The 23792-nt window shown below is 62.3% G+C and carries 18 protein-coding genes, 1 tRNA gene and 1 pseudogene; 6 read left to right on the top strand and 14 right to left on the bottom strand.

Annotation, left to right across the window (positions count from 1 at the left end):
* Window positions 1–102: 102 nt before the first annotated feature.
* Window positions 103–291, top strand: coding sequence for a hypothetical protein (locus ACEK02_RS09350; protein WP_371421437.1), 189 nt, complete (start codon window positions 103–105; stop codon window positions 289–291).
* Between the two features lie 34 nt (window positions 292–325).
* Entirely contained in the window at window positions 326–1327 is a 1002-nt protein-coding gene (locus tag ACEK02_RS09345) for a helix-turn-helix domain-containing protein (RefSeq protein WP_371421436.1), read from the top strand.
* A gap of 19 nt (window positions 1328–1346) precedes the next feature.
* Here ACEK02_RS09345 and ACEK02_RS09340 read toward each other — a convergent pair whose 3' ends face one another.
* The 6 genes from ACEK02_RS09340 to ACEK02_RS09315 form a co-directional block, all read right to left on the bottom strand.
* Window positions 1347–1685 carry a lipid-A-disaccharide synthase N-terminal domain-containing protein gene (locus tag ACEK02_RS09340; RefSeq protein WP_371421435.1) on the bottom strand — a complete coding sequence of 113 codons (339 nt, stop codon included), beginning with the start codon at window positions 1683–1685 and terminating at the stop codon, window positions 1347–1349.
* The gene (locus ACEK02_RS09335; protein ID WP_371421434.1) at window positions 1686–2441 is read right to left on the bottom strand and encodes a glycosyltransferase family 2 protein; all 756 of its coding nucleotides are present in this window, start codon (window positions 2439–2441) and stop codon (window positions 1686–1688) included.
* Window positions 2442–2497: 56 nt separating this feature from the next.
* Complete coding sequence (locus tag ACEK02_RS09330; RefSeq protein WP_371421433.1) at window positions 2498–3340, bottom strand: phosphatase PAP2 family protein; 843 nt, start codon at window positions 3338–3340, stop codon at window positions 2498–2500.
* Entirely contained in the window at window positions 3340–5082 is a 1743-nt protein-coding gene (locus tag ACEK02_RS09325) for an ArnT family glycosyltransferase (RefSeq protein WP_371421432.1), read from the bottom strand. The genes ACEK02_RS09330 and ACEK02_RS09325 overlap by 1 nt, the downstream gene beginning before the upstream one ends.
* Window positions 5083–5132: 50 nt before the next feature.
* Window positions 5133–7265, bottom strand: coding sequence for a penicillin-binding protein 1C (pbpC, locus tag ACEK02_RS09320; protein ID WP_371421461.1), 2133 nt, complete (start codon window positions 7263–7265; stop codon window positions 5133–5135).
* 98 nt (window positions 7266–7363) lie between these two features.
* Window positions 7364–12583: an alpha-2-macroglobulin gene (locus tag ACEK02_RS09315; RefSeq protein WP_371421431.1), complete on the bottom strand. Its 5220-nt coding sequence runs from the start codon at window positions 12581–12583 to the stop codon at window positions 7364–7366.
* 506 nt (window positions 12584–13089) lie between these two features.
* On the opposite strand from ACEK02_RS09315, the gene ACEK02_RS09310 reads away from it, so the two are divergent.
* On the top strand, window positions 13090–13443 hold the full coding sequence (locus ACEK02_RS09310; protein WP_371421430.1) for a hypothetical protein: 354 nt from the start codon (window positions 13090–13092) through the stop codon (window positions 13441–13443).
* A 314-nt stretch (window positions 13444–13757) separates the two neighbouring features.
* Window positions 13758–13834: transfer RNA gene (locus ACEK02_RS09305), tRNA-Arg, on the top strand.
* 432 nt (window positions 13835–14266) lie between these two features.
* On the opposite strand, the gene ACEK02_RS09300 is transcribed toward ACEK02_RS09305, so the two are convergent.
* Window positions 14267–14797, bottom strand: a complete 531-nt coding sequence (locus ACEK02_RS09300; RefSeq protein ID WP_371421429.1) for a hypothetical protein — start codon at window positions 14795–14797, stop codon at window positions 14267–14269.
* A 283-nt stretch (window positions 14798–15080) separates the two neighbouring features.
* On the opposite strand from ACEK02_RS09300, the gene ACEK02_RS09295 reads away from it, so the two are divergent.
* Both ACEK02_RS09295 and ACEK02_RS09290 read left to right on the top strand, forming a co-directional pair.
* Window positions 15081–15242 (top strand): hypothetical protein, encoded by a 162-nt coding sequence (locus ACEK02_RS09295; protein ID WP_371421428.1) that lies wholly within the window; start codon window positions 15081–15083, stop codon window positions 15240–15242.
* Window positions 15243–15318: 76 nt separating this feature from the next.
* Window positions 15319–15690: pseudogene (locus ACEK02_RS09290) on the top strand (DoxX family protein); the annotation flags it as partial.
* On the opposite strand, the gene ACEK02_RS09285 reads toward ACEK02_RS09290, so the two are convergent.
* The 7 genes from ACEK02_RS09285 to sfnG all read right to left on the bottom strand — a co-directional run bounded on the left by ACEK02_RS09285 (window position 15672) and on the right by sfnG (window position 23124).
* Window positions 15672–16868, bottom strand: a complete 1197-nt coding sequence (locus tag ACEK02_RS09285) for an acyl-CoA dehydrogenase family protein (protein ID WP_371421427.1) — start codon at window positions 16866–16868, stop codon at window positions 15672–15674. The pseudogene ACEK02_RS09290 and the gene ACEK02_RS09285 sit on opposite strands and share 19 nt — an antisense overlap.
* A gap of 29 nt (window positions 16869–16897) precedes the next feature.
* Window positions 16898–17689, bottom strand: coding sequence for an ABC transporter ATP-binding protein (locus tag ACEK02_RS09280; protein WP_371421426.1), 792 nt, complete (start codon window positions 17687–17689; stop codon window positions 16898–16900).
* Between the two features lie 72 nt (window positions 17690–17761).
* Complete coding sequence (locus tag ACEK02_RS09275; RefSeq protein WP_371421425.1) at window positions 17762–19090, bottom strand: ABC transporter substrate-binding protein; 1329 nt, start codon at window positions 19088–19090, stop codon at window positions 17762–17764.
* A gap of 16 nt (window positions 19091–19106) precedes the next feature.
* Window positions 19107–20180, bottom strand: coding sequence for a branched-chain amino acid ABC transporter permease (locus ACEK02_RS09270; RefSeq protein ID WP_371421424.1), 1074 nt, complete (start codon window positions 20178–20180; stop codon window positions 19107–19109).
* 2 nt (window positions 20181–20182) lie between these two features.
* Window positions 20183–21073 (bottom strand): branched-chain amino acid ABC transporter permease, encoded by an 891-nt coding sequence (locus tag ACEK02_RS09265; RefSeq protein WP_371421460.1) that lies wholly within the window; start codon window positions 21071–21073, stop codon window positions 20183–20185.
* Window positions 21073–22002 carry an ABC transporter ATP-binding protein gene (locus tag ACEK02_RS09260; protein WP_371421423.1) on the bottom strand — a complete coding sequence of 310 codons (930 nt, stop codon included), beginning with the start codon at window positions 22000–22002 and terminating at the stop codon, window positions 21073–21075. The genes ACEK02_RS09265 and ACEK02_RS09260 overlap by 1 nt, the downstream gene beginning before the upstream one ends.
* Window positions 22003–22023: 21 nt before the next feature.
* A complete protein-coding gene (sfnG, locus tag ACEK02_RS09255; protein WP_371421422.1) occupies window positions 22024–23124 on the bottom strand; it encodes a dimethylsulfone monooxygenase SfnG in 1101 nt (366 codons plus the stop codon).
* Between the last annotated feature and the right edge of the window lie 668 nt (window positions 23125–23792).

The raw sequence follows: 23792 nt of genomic DNA, 5'->3' as shown, positions 1-23792 counted from the left end.
AACAACAGAGCTGATTCGTGCAACGCGACGTGCGATCAAGCCGGATGCCTCATCCCATGACCTGCGCGCCGCTAACGCTCTTTTAGATCAGCTCCGAAATGTTTGGACATCGATTTCCCGCGCAGCTACAGCCCGGCGAAGCGCTTTCCATTGATCCTGCGTCTCAAGCTGGCGTTGCACGTGATTGCTTCGGTGGCATCGCGGCACTGGCGGCAATTCGGCAAAGCCCCCGGGGTGATTTGCCAGACGTTGGGTGGGGAGAGCTTCGACTCGATATCCATCTCGGAATAAAAGCTTTATTTCAAACATCACGTCAGCAAGCCCCATGTCAGCGCTTTCTCGCCTCTATTACGTCACTACCGGACTGGACGAGCCCAATGCTTTCGCCACCTGGAGTGCGGTAATCGGACCGTTATTCGAGCCCCGCGCCTGCGGTCCCACCAGGAAGACACCGACCGGTTCGGCCTCAGGCGTCATCATTGGTGACATCATCATCGCCAAGGTCGCCTTCAACGTTCAGAACTTCGTCAGAGATGAGCAGCGCATCGCCGCGACGCCGGACCACTTGCTGTTACACCTCTATGTCAGCGGCGGCTTCAATGGCGTTGTGACGCGGCAGCAAACCACGATCGGCCCCGGAAAGGTCGCCTTGATCGATCTCGCTTACACGGTCGATACGCGCGCGTTCGCATCAAACACGGTATCGCTCATCGTTCCGCGCAAACTGCTCGCCGACGTGCCGCTTGAAACGCTGACACCGCGGCTCGATAAGTTCCGGAACAATCTACTTGCTGCGTATATGCTGTCGCTGCAGGAACGCTCCGCCCAGCTAACCGAAGCTGATGTCGAAAGCACCGTGGCCGGAACCGCCAGATTCCTGAAGCGGCTTCTCGCTCCGTCGCCGGACGATCCCCTCACGCAGCAGAAAGACGCGGACGAAAATATCCTGGCGCTTGCCGAAGCCGCAATCCGGGATAATCTTGGATTGCCAGAACTATCGCCCGACTGGCTGGCGCTGGAGCTCGATATTTCAAGGGCTTCGCTCTATCGCATCTTCGCGAGCCGTGGTGGCGTCATGCGCCATGTCCAGGAACGCCGCTTGCTCGCTGTTCAGGCTGCGCTCAGCGATCCCCTCGAAACCCGTCGGCTATCGCGCCTCGCGTCGGATCTGGGGTTCAGCAGCGAGGCTCATTTCAGCCGAAGCTTCCGCGCTCGATTCGGCATCACCGCAAGCGCCTATCGCAAGTTGCAGCTTGACGCGTCGGCGGCCATCCAGCTTACCAGCCCCGAAGTGGTCCAGCAGTGGTGGATGACGGTCGCCGGATAGCGGGGGGCGTTGCGGGCTCTCAGTTCGATAGCGTCTTTGATCCGCTGCCGCGGTTCTTGATAATCAGCATGATGTTGCGGACATAGATCACCGTGGCAAACGCCTGGCCGAGGATGATCACCGGCTCGCGCTTGGCGATGCCGTAGATCAGCGTCATCAACCCGCCGGCCATGGAGAAGAACCAGAACGCCATGGGCACGACGCTTTGCCCGGCGCGCTCGCTGGAAATCCACTGCACGAGGAAGCGCGCGGTGAACAGCAACTGTGCGATCAGGCCGAAGGCGAGCCAGAAATCGAACTTTGCGACGAATACGTCATAGAGATAGTCGCCAAGTGCCTGACCGTATTGAAGCAGCATTTATTTGAACTCGATTGCGACCGGCGTCGTACGCTTGCGGCGGATCAGCCACCAGACGCCAGCGAGGTCCATGATGCCGATCCAGAGCCGGTCAAAGAATCCGTAATTGGACACGCCGGAATGGCGCGGCCGATCGGTGACATCGACATAGGCGATATCAAAGCCCTCACGACGCACCAGCGCCGGAAGGAAGCGATGCAGACCGTCGAAATAAGGCATCGACAAGAACACATCGCGGCGGAACGCCTTCAGACCACATCCGGTATCCCGGGTACCGTCCTTGAGGATCGCATTGCGCACGGCATTGGCGATCTTGGACTGCGCCTTCTTGAAACCGGTATCCTTGCGACCGACCCGTTGCCCGGCAGCAAGGCCGACGCGGCCGCCACCGTCCTGGATCGCGGAAATCAGGTTGGGCAGGAACGCCGGATTGTTCTGACCATCGCCGTCCAGCGTCACCACGATCGCACCGCGCGCGTTGCGCACTCCGGTGCGTACGGCGGCCGACTGGCCCGCTGATGCAACGTGGTCGATGCGGCGCAGGTTACTACGCGTTTGCATCAATTCGGCGAGCCGTGCCGGCGTCGCGTCGGTCGAGCCGTCATTGACATAGATGATTTCGTAGGGCCAGCGGCCGTCGAGCGCAGCAGTGATCTCAGCGATCAACGGCGCGACATTGTCCTGCTCGTTGCGTACGGGCACCACAACGGAAACGTCGACGGAGGCAACTTCGGGAGCGGACAAATCGGAGCTCATGGTTGGGGGGGGGTCCTGCGGGAACTTGTCGCAGCCAGCCCAGCAAAGATCGCTTCTTATGGGGCCGCGGCCCCGCGGGCAACCCTTTTGAAATGGCTCGCGGACGGCCCGGGCAGCGGGGCGATGGTGCCGTCCTGGTGAATGGTGAAAGCCAGATGCCGGGCTGCGAACCAGTAACGCACCGTCATGGCGCCCATCCAGCCGACCAGCCCGCCGCCGACCACGTCACTGGCATGATGCGCCAGCAAGACGAGCCGGCTGGCGCAGATTGCGACGGCGAAGACGATCATCGCCGTGCGCAGCCGCGGCCATAGAGCAGCGACTGCGAAGGCCAGCGCGAAACTCGTGGTCGCATGGCCCGACGGGAAGCTGGCATAGGCGGGCGTCCAGGCAAAATGCGAGAAATTGAACGGATCAGCCGCGCCGCTGACAAAAGGTCTGCCGCGACCGAGCGCGCCCTTGACGATTTCAGTCACAAAGACGGACAGCGCAACCGACAGGAATATGTACTGGATCCGGGTCCCGAAGCTGACGAGCACTGCGCGCGACGTGCCATGGCGCAGCGGCGTCAGCAGCGCCAGCACGATCATGATCGCAAGCAACGCCAGCAGGACATATTCGTCCTTGCCGAAATCCGTGAAAATACGCAGTGGCCAGAGGCCAGCCGTGCCGCGCGCCGGCATCAGTCCGATCTCGGTGGCATCGACGACGAACATCAGCGCGATGATGATCACGGCGGTCACGGCGCCAAGCACCAGCGAGCGGCGCGCCCAGTAACGCGCAGCTACTGCGCGCCGCGAATGCGACGGCGCGCGGACAAGCTGTGCGAAGGACTGCCACACCAGCGCAACGAGTTGCGACAGATAGGACTGAGGCTCCGTTCTGTCCGGGGTGGACATTACTCGGTCCCTTCGGAGCGGTAGATGACCACCGAGATCGCTTTGCCCTGCGAGAAATTATAGCCATCGATGCGCGTGGCCATGTTGTAGCGCAGGCCGATGGCCTCGGCGCGCATCGCGAACTGGCGCTCCGACCGCAGTTCGACAAGTGCGAAGCGGCAGCTGCCCTGCCCAAGGAAATCCGCCGCGCCCGCGCCATCGGTGAGCTGTGTGGATGTGCCGGTCATGAACACCAGGCTTGGCTCATGATATCCCGCCGCAGCAGCCTTGGGAGCGACACAAACCACGTTACGCAGCGCGCGTGCGATCTGCACACTTGGAAACAAGGGCCGAAGCGATGGCAGCAACACGCCATAAAAAGCGGCGCTCATGAACAGCGAGGCCACGACCGCATTCAGCAATGAGCGTTCCGCGCGGGCGTCTTCATACAACCACCAGGCAAACAGGCCAAAGACCAGCGCCGCGGCGGCGAAAGGCCACGCCAGAAACACCGGATGGCGCACGATCGCCACGGCGCCGATCTCCGCGACCACAGCGGTCAGCACCGGAATCGCGAACCACCACGCCGCGCCACGCGCCAGCCAGTTGCGTGCCAGCACCCGGCGCTCAAGCGCGCCGATGATGAGAATGGCGATCGCCGGATAGAGCGGCAGCACGTAATGCGGCAGCTTGGTCATCACCACTTCGAACACGATCCAGGACGGGATCAGCCAGGCCAACAGATATTGCGCCCCGGGCTCGCGCCGCGCGCGCCAGATCGCCGGCGTGGCCATACCGGCCAGCGGTGCCCCGGGCCAGAAGGTGATCCAGAACAGCAGGAAATATGTTCCGGGAGGCGCGCCGTGGGACTCCTGCGCGGCCAGCTTGCTCAGCATGTCGCCGCCCAGCGAATTGGAGAAAAACGCCTGGCCGGATTTGAGGAAGATCGCAACGAACCAGGGCAGCACCAGCAGCAGCATCCAGACCACGCCGACCAGCGGCCGCAACCGCCACAGCCACGCGACAGAGCGATCCATGATCGCCAGCGCGACAACAGTTAGCCCGACGAACATCAGGATCAGCGGTCCCTTGACGAGAATGCTGATCGCCATCGCCGTCCAGAACACCGCCGGCTCCTGCCAGCGCGACTTGTCAGCTTCCTCGCGGCGCTGCCACGCCAGGTAAATTCGCGCCATCGCGCCCATGACTGCAACAACCGTCAGCAGCAACATGGCATCGGTCTTGGCGAGGCGCGCCTCGACATTGAGCAGCACCGAACTGCACATGATCAGGCCGGCCAGCACCGCACCGCGCCGCGTCACGAAGGCCAGCGCGGTCCAGTAGGTCAGCAGCACTGCACCAATGGCGCCGACCAGCGACGGCACCCGATAGAGCCAGATGCGCACTTCCGCATTCTGCAGCCCGAGCGCCTCGGCGGTCTCGACCACGGCCGCCTGCATCCAGTAGATGCCGACCGGCTTCTTGTAGCGGACCTCGTCCTGGAACCGGATGTCGACGAAATCGCCGGTCTCGACCATCTGCTTGGTCGCCTGTGCGAAGCGGGCTTCGTCGCGGTCGATCGGCGGGATGGTGAAGAAGCCCGGCAGGAAGAACAGGAACCCGACAATGGCCAGGAACGCGACCGCGCGAGCGTGACTTAAGCCCACAAAGTCCAGCACGCGCACCAGCTTGCCGCCCGGATCAACACGGGTTTTCGGCCCGCGCGGGGCGCCAAATCGGGGTCTTGGATAGGTCTCGGCCATGCCTGTCGCATACGCTGAAACCACCGACCGGACAACCAGTTAGCCGGAGCTTATTGAATTCTGACCACAACTGTGTCCGCCACGCCCATGGCGTCCATGACCGTCAGCCTGACGAAGCCCCGACCGGGCGGGTCGATCAGCCGCTGGCGCCGGCTGTCGAGCTCACCGACCGCCACGCCGTTGACGAGCATGGTCATGGGCGCGACCCCGCCGGCCACCTTGACCGGCACGGCGGACAGTGCATTTTCGCCGGCGCTGGCGTCGATCCGGGAACCGTTCAGCGGGAACTGGATATGAAGGGCCTGATCGCTGCCGGTCCGGATCAACTCGCCGGCCGGCCGGAACCGACGCAGCGGCAGCGGTAACTTAGCGTTGCTGGCCATTAGCGCGCCCTTGGGGGCTTTGGGCAGCGGTGCCGGCAGCTTGCCGGTCCGGGCAAAGGCATCGAACAGAATCGGAGCTGCGGCCGTGCGGCCAACCAGTCCCGGCACCGGCGCGCCATCCGGACGGCCGACCCAGACACCGATCGTCATGCGGCCATCGAAACCGACCGACCAGGCATCGCGATAGCCGTAGCTGGTGCCGGTCTTGAAGGCGATCCGGTTATGCGCCGCATTCTCGGGCGGCGGCGTCCCAATCAGGACATTGCCGACCTGCCAGGCCGCGACCGAATCCATCAACCGCAAAGGCTCGCGATCATCGCCGCCATTGGCCTGCATGATCTCGCGCAACGGTTTGGCGTTCCCGAGCCGCGCCACACCCGTATAAAGCTGGACGAGGTCCTGCAGCGTAATGCCGACGCCGCCGAGCCCCATGGCCAGTCCGGGCGCCTCGCCCGGCGGCAGCACCAGATTGCCACCGGCCTGTTTCAGCCGCGACGACAAACGCGATGCGCCGACGCGATCGAGCAGCGCAATCGCCGGCACATTCAGCGATAACTGCAGCGCTTTCCGAACCGACACGGTACCCTGAAAACTCATATCGAAATTCTCCGGCGCATAAGTGCCGAAGCGAACCGGCCGATCCTCGATCAAGCTTTCCGGATGCACGAAGCCATCCTCAAAGGCGAGGCCGTAGATGAACGGCTTCAGCGTCGAGCCCGGCGAACGCACCGCGCGGGTCATGTCGACCTGCCCTGCCCGGCGATCATCGAAATAATCGGGCGAGCCGACATGAGCGAGCACGTCGCCGCTCTCGTTGTCGACCGCGATCAGACCGATGGAGATGTTGTTGCCCAGCGCCGCTGCGCGGTCGCGGGCGAGGCCTTCCAGTGCGCGCTGGATGCCAGCATCCAGTGCCAGCCTGATGATGGGACGACCCCTGTGCAGCAACGTCGCCTGATCCGCCGAATGCGGCGCCAGGATCGGCATCGGCTTGCGCAGCTTGGGCACGCTAATGGCCCTGGCCTGCATGGCGTCGGAGGCGGAGACCCTGCGCTCACTCACCATGCGTTCCAGCACGCGGTCGCGCGCCACGCGAGCATTTCCGGGATGGCGATCGAGCCGGCGATGCTCAGGCGACTGCGGTAGCGCGACCAGCAGCGCGCTCTCCGCCAGCGACAGGCGCTTCGGCTCCTTGCCGAAATAGGCGATGGATGCCGCGCGAATGCCTTCGAGATTGCCGCCGAACGGCGCCAGTGCCAGATAGAGATTGAGGATCTCGTCCTTGCTCATCTGCCGTTCGATCTGCAGGGCGCGTACGGCCTGACGTATCTTTGCCGATATCGAGCGCTGCTGGCGCGGCTCGATCAGCCGCGCCAATTGCATCGTGATAGTGGAGCCACCCGACACGATCTCGCCGCGGGTAACGAGTTGAAGCGCGGCGCGGCCGAGCGCCAGCGGATCAACTCCGTGATGGCTATAGAAGCGCTTGTCTTCGTAGCCGAGCAGCAGGTTGAGATAGCCGGGATCGACGGAGGTCTTTGCGTCGACCGGAAGCCGCCAGCGTCCATCGGCCATGGCATAGGCGCGCAGCAGTTTGCCGTTGCGGTCGATGACGGTGGTGGAGATCTTCCGCGCCTGTTCGAGTGGGAGCGGGCCAAGCGAGACCACCCATGCAGCGAAGATGGCGCCACTCAGGACCAGAGAAGCGGCCACAGTGACGAATGCTCGCCTGACCGATCGCCGTTGGATGAAATGCCAGCCCCTTCCCACGTCATGACCGGGCTCGCCCCGGCCATCCATCTTGTCGCAGTCACCGGTCGGCAAAGTGGATCCCCGGGTCAAGTCCGGGGATGACGCCGCATGTGACGTTGGTCCCTGTGACGTGGACGCGCCCTCGCTCATTTCGCCTTTGCAACCTCGACACGACCTGTCCCGGTCCGTCCGTAGCGCGACGGATTATACATGTCTTCCACATAGGCCTGCGGCAGCACGTATTTGCCGGGCGACACCGCGCGAACGATATAGGCGACCGAGAACACCGCCTTGTCGTCGCTCTTCCGGTCGATCGCCGCCGTGAAGCGATCATCGCGGAACTCGGTATTCTCCGGCTCCTCGCCGTCTTCGATCCAGTCCAGCGTGCCGCTGTCCCCCGACGACACCAGATGCGGATTGTCGATCTCGAAACCGGCCGGGAGATAATCGGCCACCATAATGTGCCCGTATTCCGGCTTGGCCTCGGTGATCTTCAGCACCACGGCGAAGCGATCATTCTGCTTGGCCTTGGTGACATCGGCAGGCTTGCCGTCGAGCGTGAAGTAATTGCGCTCGATCTTGAAGCCGTTCGATGCGGCCGGTTCCGGTGTGATCGGCGAACCGGAGACCGAGACAACGGCCTGCACAGGTGTATCGCCAGTGTTGGTGATCTTGATCGGCTGCCCGGCCATCTCCGCGCCCTTGTAGCTGCGATAGAGCGCGGTCTTCACCGGCGAACCGTTGACGTCGAGCGCCAGCGTATTGGCTTCCTTGGCCAGTGCACGCGACGCCAGTACCAGCCACGCATTCTCCTGCGTCGAGGTGAACGGCGTCAGGCCGCGCGCCGCTTCGACGCGCTGGACGGCCTGCGTCAGCGTGGCACGCGGAGCATTGCCCTCGCTCGCCAACGAGACCAGTGCTGCGGCATCGCGCAGCGCCGAGCCGTAATCGACGCGGCCGAACTCGATGATCGGCTTCGGCGCGAGGCTCTCAACTGCTGCCGCATAGACACGCTCGGCGCGGGCACGGTCACCGACCAGCGCCAGTGCCGCCGCAAGCTGCGACTTGGCGATCGGCGTCGCCAGGTTGTTCAGCTTGGTATCGGCGAGATAGCGCAGGTCGCCGATCGGCGCGGTGCCGTTCTTGGCCAGCACATAGAGGCCGTAAGCGAGATCGCGGCCGCCGTCCTTCTCCGGCTCGTCAGCATTGACCACCGAATTGCGGACGCGGTCGAGTGCAGCACGGAACAGCACGTCCGGCACCACAAAGCCCTTTTCACGGGCGCGGGTCAGGAAATCCGTGACGTAAGCGTCAAGCCAGGCGTCATCGCCGCCTGCCGACCACAGGCCAAACGAGCCATTCGAGCCCTGGCGCGCCAGCAGTCTGTCTATCGAGTCCTTGATGCGCTGATCGACCCCGGTGTCCATCGCCAGATGCGCGCCGGCCGCGAGATCATTGACATACAATAGCGGCATCGCGCGGCTGGTGATCTGCTCGGAACAGCCATAGGGATAGCGATCGAGCGCCTTGAGGATAGTCGCAGCATCCAGCGCGGTCGACAGGCTGACCGACAGCGAGACGCCGCCGGTGCCCGTCACCAGATCGGAGAACATGTCCGATGTCAGCGTCAGGCTCTCGCCCTTTGCCAGCGTACGGATCGACCGCCGCGCCAGCACCTGCGTGGCCGCTTTGACGTCCAGAACGTAATGCCGCGCCAGTGTCAGGCCATTCGGTCCCTTGATATCGACGTCGAACTGCGCCGTGCCCGCACCCGATGCATCGATGGCCAGCGCCATGGAACTGCGCTGCTTGGCAGCCAATTTCACAGTCGTCGCCGGATTGCCGGTGAGTTTCACGGGACCCGAAGTCTTCACAGCGATGGTGTAGTCACCGGCCGCGCCTTCGACATTGTCGAGGTCGAAGCTCATGGTGCCCGTGTCGCCGGACAATAGGAACCGCGGCAGCGTCGCCGTCAGCACCACCGGATCGCGCACCGTGACATCCACAGTCGCACGGCCGAGCTTGGTCGCGGTCCATGCCACGGCCATCACGCGCGCGCTGCCGGCGAATTCCGGGATCTCGAAATCGATCTGCGCGGTGCCATCTGCAGCCACAGTGACGATGCCGGAATACAGCGCCATCGGCTTCTGCGTTGGCGGCGAGCCCTCGATCTGCGCGCCGGCACTATCGCCACCGGTGCGTAGCTGACCGCGAGTGCCCTGCATGCCATCGATCAGCTGCCCGTAGATGTCGCGAATTTCCGACGTCATGCGGCGCTGGCCGAGATAATAGTCATCCGGCGCTGGCGGCTTGTAGTTGGTCAGATTGAGAATACCGACATCGACTGCGGCAACGACGATCTTGGCGTCCTCACCGGGATTGAGGCCGCCGAGTTTCACCGGCAGCTTCAGTGTGGTGCTCGGGCGGATCAGTGCCGGCGGCGACAAAGCTACATCCAGCGTTCGCGCCTTCTTGTCGATACCGAACCACTTCAGCCCGATGGCGCGGCCCGGCATCCGCTTGGCGGCCGCGTCGAGCGGCCGGCGCAGCGTCGCCACTACATAGGCACCCGTGCCCCAGTCCCTGCCGACCGGGATCTTGATCTGCGACTGCCCTTCCTTGACCGCGACGTTCTGGGTGGTCAGCAGGCGGTCGCCGAGCACGTTGATTGTCAGAAGGCCGGCCGCGCGGGCATTAACGGAAACGGTCATGGTGTCGCCCGACAGATATTCAGGCTTGTCGATAGAGGTCTCCAGCAGGTCCGGCGTGTCGGCGCTGCCGTCGGAATACCAGCCGACATCGAATTGCACCGAGGTGATCGGGCCGTCGGCTTCATTGGATTTCACGTCGAGACGATAGCGGCCGGGCTGCGGCTGCAGCGAGATACGGGCCGGCGCATTGGCGGCAATGGTGAGGTCGCCATCGGCCACGCGCTTGGTCGATTTGACGGGCTCGTAATCCCAGGATGAATTCTGCCGGTACCACTGGTACCGGGATTCCATTTTGAGCAATTCGTAACGCAGGCCGCTGCGCGCCAGCGAGGTTCCCTCCGGCGACACCACCACGACGTCGAACGCGGCATTATCCCCCTCGGCGACGTTCTTGTCCTTGAACAGCGGCTTGACGCCGATCATCGGCGCGTTGGGCGCGACGGGCAGCACGAATTTACGCTCGACAGCGCGGCCACCCGCTTCAGTCATGCGAATGAATACCTGTGCTTCCTGCGGCCGCGTCGAGGACGGCGGCTTGGCGAGGCTGACCGGGAACGTGGCGACGCCATTCGCATCGGCCGCAGGCAGATTCTCGATCGGCGTGCGTTCGTTGCTGGCGCTTTCCTCGTCGGCCACGCCGAACTGGTAGCCGGTGAATCCCGGGCGGTTAGCGGCAGGGCTGACAAGCAGATCGCCTTCGAGCTGCAGGCCCGACGCGGGCGCGCCATAGAGGAAACGACCATCCACCTTAAGTTCTACAGGAGCATCAGCTTTGATCAATTTGTCTTTGGAAGATATCTCGAATTCGATCCGATCCGGGACGTAATCCTCGACCATGAAGGTGGTCTCGCCGACTGATGGCGCCTTCGGATCGGTGAAGGCACGAACACGCCAGGTGCCGGTCGGAACTGCAGAATTCAGCGGCAATGTCAGGCTGCGGCCACCAGCGCCCTGATCCTGCAGGACGGCACGGCGGAACTCGACACCATCCGGCCGTTCAACCACGAGGGTCGTCGGACCGGAAGTCACGGCATTGCCCTGTCCGTCGCGCAATAGCGCGGTGAGGTAAACTGTCTCACCGGAGCGATAGACGCCGCGCTCGGCATAGACAAAGGCATCGGCACCGGCGGGAACCGCACGGCCCGAGACGCCACGATCGCTAAGGTCGAAGGCGTTCGATTTGAGACTCAGGAACGCATAGTCGTTCTTGTCCGATGTCACCGTCAGCAACGCCGGCGACAAACCGCCCTCGCCTTTGGCCAGCCCTGCCTCGAACAGCACATGGCCGGAGTCATCGGTCTTCTTTGTGGCGAGTACCTCGTTGTTGCGCGCGACCAGCCGGACGTCCGCCTTGGCCATCGGATCGGTGGACGCCAGCGAATTGACGAAGACGTGGATGCCGTCATTGCCGGAGAACGCCGTGAGGCCTAAATCCGAGACGATAAACCACTGGGTCGCCCGTGAGCCGTCGTCGTCACCGCTGCCGGAGCCCGGCCCCTTCGCCGCGGCGGTCATGACATAGACGCCGGGCTGCAATTCGCCGATGGCCTGATCGACTGGAAATGCCGTGGTGACGTCGGCGTTGAGCGTGGAGCCTGTGGCCAGTTCGCCGGTCCAGACCTTCACGCCGCGCTCGTCGCCGAGGCTCTCGAGCTGGTACTTGCTCAGTGCCGTTTGGAAGTCGCTGCCGATGACAGTGTTGATCAGATTGCGATCGCCGATCCGGAACACATTGACAGTGACTGCCTGGGTGTTGACCGAGACCACGGGGATGCCCTGCTGGCCTGTGCGCGGCAGCACATAGGCGCGGCCGGTGAAACGCACGAACGGCTTGCGGTCGCGCACATAGATGTTGAACTCGGCCGATTTCGGCAGACTCTCCTTCACCGTGGACGGCAGGCCGGCGCGCAGGTTGATATTGTAGCGCTCACCATGCTTGAGGCCTTCGACGCAGAGCTGCTTGTCCTCGGAGGTCAGTGCCGGCTTGTCACTGCCGGCGAGCGCCAGGAACGGTGCGAAATCGACCCGCTTGGCGAGCTCCTCGGAGAACTGGAAACAGGCCCGCGGCGACGCGGAATCCGAGTCCACAGTGTAATCGAGCAAACGGAAGCCGTGATCGTCGCGCAGCTTCTCGTATTGGCCGCGGACGTCGGCGACTTCGCGCATCTCGAGCGACAGGCGCAGCGCATCCAGCGCCGGGCGCCACAGCTTGCGTTCTTCCATGGCACGGCCGAGCACGGCCAGCGCCTCGGCCTCCTCGCCGGCATTGCCGGCGCGCTGATAGGCGATATAGGCCGCCGTCGCCGCGCGCTCGCGCAGGAACGTCGTTTCCGAGGAGGTCGTCGGGCGGATCTGGAAGATGGTCTTGGCAAGCCGCAGCCAGTTGGCGCTGTCATCGGGCGCAATCGCCACGATCTGGCCCAGCGTCTGCAGACCGGCGCGGAAATCGGAGCGTTTGAAGGCCGCGTCCGCGTCGGTGCGCAGCGTGGCTGCGCTCTTGGCGACCGGTCCGGCCTCCTTCTTGATCTGGGCCTCGAGCTTGATCGCGGAATCCGCCAGCTCATCCCGCCGGAAAGCCTTGTCCGCCGCGTGAGCCGAGGCGAGGCCGAACGCCAGCGCGGCGCAGACAGTGACGGCGCGAACCAGACCAATCATGGACAACTCCCCTGCACGGACGAATGCCGCCTGGATTCAAATCTGCGTAAAAACGGTGACGGACTCATGGCCAGCTTGTTCGCGAGTCTCTCCACCGGCGCAACGCGAGACACGGCGATCGCCGGCAACATCATGTGACGAACCTGAGTAACTCAAATAGCAGCTCTACGCGCAAGCCGCGGCGCATCATGGCGGCGGGCCTTGCCGGAAGCAAAACCACGTCACCGCCGATTGGTCGCCCCTGTGCGGGAAACGGTTCGAGCGCATGCCGACGATTTTGGTGACAGTTTTGCAACGCGTCCTACGCGCATGACCGGCCGGGCCGCCCCGTCATCGCCCCGCGTGTTTTAATCAAACGCGACACGTTAAGACTAAAAGCAGCCTGCTGGGGACGACCGGAGATCCCGGGTACCCAAGTCTTCCAGCTGCGGTCAGATGGGTGCGCCTTGCGGCCGGATGATCATGGCGATCGCCCGCCCGCTCGGTCCTTCTGGGCGCATCGCATCATGATCGAACTTCTTTTGGCGACAAGTTCACTGGCGGGCCTCGCCGTCGGACTCGTCGGCCCCGTATGGGTCATTGTCGTGACGACCGTGCTGGTCGCCGTGATGTCCGCTGTCGCGACATGGAGCCAGGGTTTCCCGGCCCTGGGCGGTGTGGCGGTCACGACGGGATGTCTGATTGCGTGCCAGATCTCCTATATGGCCGGCCGTTTCGTGACCAGGCAATACGGCTTCCCGGAGCGGCTATTTGAGGACGAGGTCGACGGCGAGCCAGGCGATCCCCGCCAGCACGGCATCTCCAACGACAATGGCAAGGATGGCATGCCACCATCGCGGCCCCCGCCGCCGAAGCCTTAGGGGCCGCCGGTCCGCTGACCTCGACGCCGCCAAGCGATCCCCAAACGGGACAGGAATTGCGGCAGCGTTAAAGGCAAAGGCGGACGTTCGGTTTTGGGACGAAAAGCGGATCAAGTCGGCACACTTTCTGGCTGAAATCGCGGGTTCACCGCTCAATCAGCAAGAGAAAGGCCAGGCCAGAGCCGGCACGCAGCAGCACGGACAGCCGATCAGACCTGACGCGGACGCCGATCAGGGCCTTGAAAGCACCACGCGAATCCCGCCATTTCGCCCGGTCTGTCCAAGCCAAACCGACGATGATATGACGACGCATCGGTCCCATAGCTCAACTGGATAGAGTAACGGATTTCTACTCCGTGGGTTGCAGGTTCGAATCCTGCTGGGATCGCCAGTCCCGCGTGCCAAAAAGATCAATGATTTAAGGGCTTAGCCCACCGGCGAGAATTCTAGACGACGCCCAAGCGGCAGAACAATCGGGGACCAAAAGGGCTATTCGGGACTGATCGGGGACAGAGAGTCCCGAAGAAAGTCCCGAAGTTGTTCTCTTTGTGTTCACTGTCTATCATGGCCGGCATGTCACCCCGCACGATCCAATGGCAGCTGAGTCCGGCCGCCCGAGACGCCCCCGCGGCCGCCGGTCGAATTGGCGGGATGCCAGAGTTCGTACTCCGCAAAAACTCTGTCGTGCCGGCCTACCCAATTCCTTCAGCGTGATCCTGATCATGGATGACGGCTATGAACTGGTGGTCGGCAACATCTCCGAGGGATAAAGCGGCCCGCGGGCTCATTTTCCCGCGCAGGCGCACTTTGCTATGACGCGTCGCTATGACGCGTCATAATCGCCTCGCCCAGGAGCAGCCTGCCGATTCGCGTTCAACTGCTCTCGCCGCCAAAGACACGCGGCCATCCACACGCAGCCGACTGCGACCAGTAGTCCATGCGCAATGCGGAGGGGCTGCGCGCCGAAGAATTGCGGAATGTACAAAGACATCCCGACGGCGAAGGGAACGCCGCTTGCCTTCGGATAGCAACCGGAGCACCAAAGCGCCGTTGCGGTCGCAATTGCGGAGGCGGCAATGAGCAGCAGGCCGGCAAGGAACATGACGAGGCCGGGGCCGGAGCGGATGACGTCGACCAGGCCGAGCGGAGAGTCGGAGTGCTGCCGCAGCGCTTCCTGCCCCAGCGCGTGAAGGCCATAGGCTTCGCCGCCGTAGAACGGCAGCGTAAAGCCTGTGCCAATCATGCTCAGGACGACGGCAACAAAGAGCGGGCGCTCGGCCCGCGTCCCGAGTAGAGAGCCTTGCAACCCGAGCAGCCCCGGCGACAGCAAGGTAAACGCCACAATGGCAAGCATGTGCGATGCCAGCCATGCCCCCGACCCGAAGGCCGCGGCGCCCTCCAGCGACCTCTCGTCGGAGAACGGGCGAAGTGCCGGGTAGATCACGAACAGAATCCCGGAGATCAAAAGGGCGCCAGTGCCGAAACAGATACGGTTCGCAAACATCGGTTCCTCTAAGGCCATGACATGACCCAGCAGGCATACGCCTCAGACGAAGCGTTTCCGAAAAGGCCCGGCGAAGTCGGGATGGCTTTTCGCAAATTCGGATCGTTTGTCATAGCGCCACGGCGAAACAATAGTGCCTATCCTCATCGGCCGCATCGTAATGGCACGCGTTGCGGGCATCTCGCTCAGTGACTCACTGACATCAAAGGTTGTCGATGAAGCGGCTGGTGTGCGCGAGATGGTGCGATTGCAGATGAAATTCATAGGCATGGTGTCGCTGCACCCGGTTCTCTGAAGAGTCGGATGGCGGCATCCAACAGGTCATGCGGACGACTTAGGCGCGCTGGCCGGCCGCCTCCTGCTTTGGCGCAGTTTTCCCTTGGTTCGGTATCGCCAAGGTTGCCGCACCTGCCGCGACCATTGCAGGCTTCACAAAGCTCGGCCTCCCCCTTCCGGAATTTGCGTATGGACTGACCGTTCTCATCGAACTCGGTATCGCGCTGCCCTTCGTTATCGGATGTTATACAAAGCCATCGGCGTGTATTCTCGCCTTCTGGTGCATAGCGAAAACTGTTGCCGGTCACACTGATTTTGGTGACCGCAACATGCTGACGCACTTCTTGAAGAACGTCTCGATGTGCAGCGGTTTCATTTATGCAGCACTTGCCGGTCCGAGCGCGTACAGCCTCGACTCCCTCCGACTGCGCCGATCGTCTCCAACGATCTACTCGCCGCCCTCATAGAAAAGCTCCAGCGGTAGGCCGACGAGCGATTTACCGATCCAGTCACGCGCAATGACATTGGAAGGGCCCATCGCGATTGCCGCGCGCGCGTCGCGATAAGATCGCTCGATCGGTCCGCGACGATAGCCGTAGCCGCCCGTGACCGTAAGCGCTGCGGCCGCAACCTTGTTGGCGACCTCTGCCGCATGAACCTTGAACTCCGTGAGCGGAATCAGAATCTCGCTTTGCGGTTTACCGGCGCGCCACAGATCGTCCAGCCTGGCGGCCAGTTCGTTACGCCATGGCCGCAGCGTCTCCACCAGCACCTTCGCCGCGCCAAGCTCCTGCCGAATGGCCTGATAATCCGAAAGGCTTTTGTTCTTGTCCTTGTGGACGAAGCCCGTGGCATGCGCGACAGCCGCGTTCAACGCCCCGCGCGCGACGCCTTCCCACACGGCACCGAGCCCGATCAAATAAACCGGAGAGACGCCGTCATAGATGATCTCCTTGCCCTGCCCTTCAACGCCGAGCCGATCCCGCTTCGGCACCCTCACGCCCTTGTAGCGGATTGCGCCGGAATGGTTGGCGCGAACGCCAAGCGCATCCCAGGGACCGGATTCGATACCCTCCGCCTTGCCATCGACGATGAAGAAGATGATGTCGGTCTGGTCTTTCGCGTCAGGTGTGCGGGTCTGTACGACGTAGAAGTCGGCTTTACCGGAGCTCGTGGTAAACGACTTCTCGGCTTCCAGGATGTAGTCATCGCCATCACGTCCAGCTTCGGAAAAATTGTACCACCAGTGGCCGCCGGACGCGCGCTCGCTGGTGGAATAGGTGCCGAGCAATCCGCCGTTCTTCGCTTTGAGCCATCGCTCCTTCTGGTCGTCATTGCCGAACAGATTGATCGTCTGGGCAGCACCTACATGCATGACATAGATCAGCCCGGTCGAGGCATCCGCCTGACCGATCCGATAGGCCGCTTCGGCGAAGTCGACGTTTGAGAGTCCGAGCCCACCGAAGCGCGGTTCGTTGAGCACGCCGGTCCAGCCGGCGCCTGCGAGCGCATCAAGGTTGTCTTTCGGGAAACGGCCTTCCAGATCGTTGCGATCGGCATTCGCCTTCACCGTGCTTTCGATGACGGCATCCAGCCTGGAATAATGATCGTCGGTCACAATACGCGCGAGATTGTTGTTGGTCATTGCAGCTCTCCGTTCTGTTGATCTGGAAATCAGGCAACCGCCTTGCTGGAGGATGATGAAAGACGCGCAGCGCTCTCGCTGGGGCTGCCGAGATAGAGCGCCTTGATGTCGGCGCGCTGGCGAAGCTCCAGCGCCGGGCCGTCGAGAACCGTCCGACCGTTTTCAAGGACGGCTGCCCGATCGGCAAAGCGCAGTGCGACCGTCGAATTCTGTTCCGCGACAAGGATCGACAACCCCTCGTCAACGTTAAGCCGCTTCAGCGTTCGAAATATATTCTCAACCACCAGCGGAGCGAGCCCCATCGATGGCTCGTCAAGCACCAGCAACCGGGGACGCGACATCAACGCGCGCCCGATGGCCGTCATCTGCTGCTCGCCGCCCGAGGTGAAGCCGGACAACGACAATCGCCGCTTCTTCAAAGGCGGGAACAGTGCATAGACGCGATCGAGATCGGCGCGAACCTCGCTGCGACGCGCGTCCCGTCCGATGGCGCCTGTAATCAAATTCTCTTCGACAGTCAGCGAGCGGAAACAGTGCCGCCCCTCGAGCACCGGCACCAATCCGCGACGCACAAGATCCGCAGACGAAACGGACGCGACGGCGGCACCGTCGAAGTGGATGCTTCCCTCGGTAATCTGACCGCGCTCGGCATGCAGCAGGTTGGAGACCGCTTTCAATGTGGTCGATTTGCCCGCCCCGTTTGCACCGAGCAGCGCCACGATCTCGCCGTGCCGCACAGTGAACGAAACGCCCGACAGCGCGCGGATGGCATGATTGTAAGTCGCTGACAGCGCGTCAACCGAGAGAAGGATATCGTTCATCTGGATGCCCTTGGGGTTTGGCATGAACGGAGGAGCCGCATGCCTGCCTCCTCCGCTGTTGCGCTGTGGCTGCTACTGGCCGACCGGAGCGTCGTCGGATGTCCGGATCTTGATGTTGTGCTCCGCCGCATAGGCTGTGGACGACTTCTCGATGATCGGACGCAGGAACGCCCAATCCGGCGCGATCCAGTCGGAGACGACCTTCCACTTTGCGCCGTCCCACTGCTGAAACGTGACGCGGCCATCGCCTTCGTGATTGTCCCAGGTGACGTTGATCGAGTGGAACAGCCCCTTTGCACCCAGCGCTTCAACCCGTGCGGGATCAAGCTGCAAATGCTCGAACCCCCAACGCACCTCGTCACCCGTCAACGTACGTTTGCCGAATTTCGCCTGGGCGATCCGGATGGCTTCCACATTCAGGATGCCGTTCACGATTCCGAGGTTGTGGTAGACGCCACCGATCCGCTTCTTGTCGTCGAGGTTGCCCTTGCCGGCGCCATAGACGGTCTTGATGACCTCCTGCACCACGGGGTACTGGGCACCCGACGCCTGCGTCGTGATCGCGACATAACCCTTGGCCGCGTCGCCGGCCGGAATGACGTCTTCTTCAGAGTTGGACCAGACATTGCCGACGATGCGATCGGCGGGGAAGCCGACCTTCTGCGCTGTTTTCAGCGCCACCGGATTCATCACGCCCCAGCCGCGCAGCACCACATAGTCGGCCTTCGCCCGGCGGATCGACAGCCATTGCGACTGTTGTTCGTTGCCGGGATGCGGCACCTCGATCTGCTCGAGCTCGAAGCCATATTTGTCAGCGAGCAGCTTGTAGATCGGGATGGTTTCCTTGCCGTAGGGCGAGCCATGGTAGAGCACCACGATCTTCTTGCCCTTGAGCTTGTCGGCACCGCCCTCGCGCGACGCGATATAGTTCACGATGCCGGACGTCTCGCTATAGGGATTGAGCAGCAACGGGAAGACGTAAGGGAATACGCGCCCGTCGGTGGAGTCCGTTCTGCCATGATTGATGGTGATGAGCGGCACTTTGTCCTTGGTGATGCGATCAATCATCGCATAGGCAATGCCGACCGACAGCGGATTCCACGCCGCCACACCGGAGCGGCTCTTGAGGCGCTCATAAACTTCCACGCCACGCTCGACCTCGTATTGGGTCTCGCCCTCGGCCCAGGTGAGCTTCACCCCATTGACGCCGCCATCGCGGATATTGATGAGATTGAGATAGTCGATGAAGCCACCGAAGAATCCGGTACCGCCGGCCGCATAGGGACCGACGCGATAGCTTTGCAGCGGAAAGAACTGCTCGTCCGCCTTCGCGGGAAGCATGGCGCCAACAGCAATGGCCGTGGCCAGCGCCGCCAATCTGAACGGTTTGAATACATTCATGAGATGACCCCTGTTGTTAACGATGGTTCTGCAGTTGGCTTGCCGCCTGCTCCGGACGCTTCGGCTTTGGAATAGTCCGTGCCGAAATGCGATCCAGCAGGGCGATCAGTCCGCGTGGCTCCGCGATCAGAAGTCCGATAATCAGGCTGCCGATGACGATGCGCTGGCTCATCTCCAGCACCCCGGAATCGAATACGTCCCCGAGAAGTGCTGCGCCGACCCGCGACAGCAGCAGCGGAAACACGACGATGAAGGCTGCGCCCAGGAACGATCCCCGGATCGAGGCCAGGCCGCCGATGATGATCATAAAGAGGATCTGGAACGAGCGATCCAGATTGAAGCCGGCCGGCTCCACGGTGCGCAGATAGGCGAACGCCCACAGCACGCCCGCAATGCCGATCAGGAAGGACGAGACGCCGAAGGCCAGCAGCTTGGTCCGCAACAAGGGAACGCCGATGACCTTCGCGGCGATCTCGTGATCGCGTACCGCGATGAAGTTTCGTCCGGACTGCGCCGCCAGCAACCGCACCGTCAGAAACGTCGCGATCAGGACGGTCGTCAGCGAGAAGACGTAGCGCCGTGCCGCGCCCGAGACCGCAAAGCCGCCGATGGTCAGCGTCGGTGCATCGATGACGCCTGACGGGTTGTCGTTCGAGAACCAGCCGAACTTCGTCAGGGCCCATTGCACGAAGAACTGGGCGGCAAGCGTCGACACGGCGAGATAGAAGCCGTGCAGGCGCAAGCTCGGCAGGCCGAAGATCAGCCCCACAGCCGCCGCGACGAGACCCGCCAGCAGCAGGCTGACCAGGAACGGCAGCTCCGGAATGCGTAGATTGAGGTTATAGGCCGCATAGGCGCCGACCGCGAGAAAGGCGGCTGACCCGAGTGACACCTGCCCGGCATAGCCCGTCAGGACGTTCAGCCCGACCGCCGCCAGCGCGAGCGCAAGGAACGGCGTGAGGATTGCATCCAGCAGATAGTCCGAACCGGTCAACGGGATGACCCCATAGGCAACGACAAGCAGAACCACCACGCCGATATGGCCCGGCGTCACAGCGTTCCCCTTGATGGCTAGAGCTGGTGCGGACATCGCTACACCCGCTCCACAAGCTTCTGGCCGAACAGCCCCGATGGCCGCACCAGCAGAAAACCAAGGGCAACGACATATGCAGCCCACGCCTCGATGCCGCCGCCGAAGAAAGGCCCGACATAGACTTCAGCAAGTTTTTCGATCGCACCGATCAGGAGGCCGCCCACGATGGCACCGGCGATCGAGTCGAACCCGCCGAGCACCAGCACGGGCAGCGCCTTGAGGACAACCAGCGAGAGCGAAAACTGCACGCCCAGTCGCGCGCCCCACAGCAAGCCGCCGACGACAGCGACAAGTCCGGCTGCCGTCCATACCGCCGCCCAGACACGCGGCAGACGCAAGCCCACCGCAAGCGCGGCAAATTGATCGTCGGCGACGGCCTGAAACGCCAGGCCCGTGCGCGTGTATCGGAAGAACAGCGCAAACAGAGTCACCATCGCGCCGGCGACCGCAGCAGCGAACAGATCGAACTGGCTGATCAATACGCCGGCGACCTCGAACGGCTTGTCGTCGATCCCGAGATCGAGACCGTGCACCTGCGTGCCCCACAACAGTTGCGCCGCGCCCTCGATGACATAGGACAATCCCAGCGTCGCCATGAACAGCGTGATCGGCGGCTGGTTGACCAGCGGACGCAATATGACGCGCTCAACCGCGATCCCGAGCATGACCATGATCGCGAGCGTCGCCAGCAACGCTAGCGGAAACGAGACGCCGCGCTCGACCAAGCTGACGAAGGTGAGCGCTGCGAACAACAGCATCGCACCTTGCGCGAAATTCAGAACACCGGATGTCTTGTAGATGAGCACGAAGCCGATCGCGACCAGCGAATACATCACGCCGGACAACAGGCCGCCGGCCAGAACCTCGATGAAGAACTGATAATCAAACATCACTGCGCCAGCTCCGTGTCATCGTCATGCGCGACCCCGAGATAGGCATTGATGACGGCCTGGTTGGCGCGCACCTGATCCGGCGTTCCGTCGGCGATCTTGGATCCGTGATCGAGCACCGCGATGCGGTCGGACAGATCCATCACCACGCCGATGTCGTGCTCGATCAGGACGATCGTGGTGCCGTAGCTGTCGCGGGCATTGCGGATGTAGCGCGAGAGTTCCTGTTTTTCAGTCAGCGTCATGCCGGCCAGCGGTTCGTCCAGCAGCAAGAGCTTCGGACGTGCGGCGAGCGCGCGGGCCAGTTCGACCCGCTTCTGCAATCCATAAGGCAGTCCGCCGGCGATCCGCTCCCTCGCCTCGGTGAGCTGCAGAAAATCGATGATCTCTTCCGCCCCGGCGCGATTGGCGGCTTCCTCGCGCCGCGCCCAGGGCGTGCCGATGATCTGTTGCAGGAAGCCGGCACGCCGGCGATGCGCTAAGCCCATCACCACATTGTCGAGCACCGACAGACCATTGAACAATGCGAGATTCTGAAAGGTTCGCGCCACGCCATAACCGGCGAGACGTGACGTCGGCACATGTGCGAAGCGTCTGTCGCCAAGTTGCACCAGGCCTTGGTCCGGTCGGTACAATCCACTCACCACGTTCAGGAGCGAACTCTTGCCTGCCCCGTTCGGGCCGATGATCGCGCGGATCTCGCCTTCCGCCACATGCAGGTCGATATCCTGCAATGCCACCACCCCCCCGAACGCAACCGAAATGCCTTCGAGCGCCAGCACCGGAACAGCCGCAGGTGCCGCTGTATGCGCCAGTGTTTGCTCGGCTTCCGCCGGAACACCCCGGCTATGTCTCTCGGTCTCGCCTGCGCGATCGCGGGCAAAAGCCGGGAGCAAATCTTCGGTGTCAGCCGCTGCGACCGAACTCATCGGAATTGACCCGTCACCCGTCTACTCGGCCGCCTCGACCCGCGGCACGACCTTCTCTTCGAGTGCGCGAACCAGCGGAATGACGTTCTTTCCGAAATACTCGACCTCTTCCTGGAAATGCAGAAAGCCCAGAAGAACGAGATCGACGCCGACATCCTTGAGCGCGACGATGCGTTCGGCAATCTGCTCCGGCGTGCCGATCAGGTTGGTCTTGAAGCCGTCGTTATATTGAACGAGGTCCTCGAAACTCGATTTTGCCCAGTTACCCTGCCCCTCCGGTGAAGCCTTGCCAGCGTTCTTCACCTCGTGAGCGAACGCGCCAACAGCGTCTGGATCGGCCTTCTCGATAATCTCGTTGAGAACGGTGCGCGCTTCGGCCTCGGTGCTGCGTGCAATGGCAAACGCATTGACGCCGATCTTGACGGAATGGCCGTTGGCCTCCGCCTTGGCGCGGATGTCGTCGACCTGTTTCTTGATCTCTTCAGGCGAATTTCCGTTGGTGAAGTACCAGTCAGACACGCGCGAAGCCATATCCCGCGCCGCGCGCGAACTTCCTCCCTGAAAAATTTCAGGCTGCGGGTCGATCGGCTTCGGCTTCAGGGTGTAATCGTTGAAGCGATAGAAATCGCCGCGGAACGTGAAATTGTCCTGATTCCAGATTCCACGCAGCGCACGAATGAACTCCTCGGAGCGACGATAGCGCTCATCGTGATCGAGCCAGGGCTCTCCGATCGACGTGAACTCTCCGCGAAACCATCCGCTAACGATATTGACGGCCACGCGACCTTCGGACAGGTGGTTGATCGTTGCGATCTGCTTGGCTGCAAGCGCAGGATTCCATGGTCCGGGAAGCAGCGCAGCGATAACTTTCAGCTTCGTCGTCGCCGCAAGCAACGCGTGACTGAAGGCGACCGACTCGTGCTGGAACTCTGCGCCGTAACCCGCGGTGAAACGAATCTGGCTCAAGGCGTAGTCAAAGCCGTTGGCTTCGGCGATCTGCGCCAGACGCCGGTTGTAGTTGATGTCCCATCCGGTTCGTTGCTCAATCTTGCTGATGACGAGCCCGCCGGACACATTCGGAACCCAGTATGCAAACTTGATCGGATCACGCAGGACGGTCATGTGAATTCACCTTGATGTTACAGAGGAAGAAAGACAGAGCGTTCGGAACATCCATCGAACTGCAGGTCACAGGCCATCGTTTGCGCTCTCGCATGTGAAGCGCAGCGAAGACCAATTCGTTGATTGACTTGAGCTATCCTTGATCAGAGATCAGTGAAGCGATCGGATAGTGCCTATCAGATCGATAAGCTCAGGAGGTTCGACAGCGCCACGCCTTCATCGCCATGGGTGCATCCACGAAATCTGATGTCGCGCGTGCGGTAGCGGCAAATCCATATCCAGGCAGGCCATCATGTTTCATCGGAACCTCGCGAGAAGCGGCATCTGCAATCGGTGAGTAAGCTTCGCAGAACCAGAAAAATGAGCGAGTCCGATATCAACTGTATTTTACGACGACAGAAGAATGAGATTTTCTATTTTTATGATCGACGTTCTGCTTATTTTTATCGGACCGTGAGGTCGTTCTCTGATGAGGCCCGCGGCACTACGCGCTGACATATCAGGAAAGCGAACTCATTAAACTGCAGCATCTGGATCGGAGCGCAACGATGCAGTCGCACGCTGGTCCAAAATATCCGTCAGGTCAGACATGCATCACCGTAAGCGGTGTCCAGCTCACGCGTTGACCTAAGCTGTGGTCGGGCCACGGTTAGCGGTCATCGCCGATG

The sequence above is a fragment of the Tardiphaga sp. genome (assembly GCF_041424195.1).
In the GTDB taxonomy this organism is placed as follows: Bacteria; Pseudomonadota; Alphaproteobacteria; order Rhizobiales; family Xanthobacteraceae; genus Tardiphaga.
Note: the sequence above shows the minus strand (reverse complement) of the source record. Positions and strands in the feature narration are given on the sequence as shown.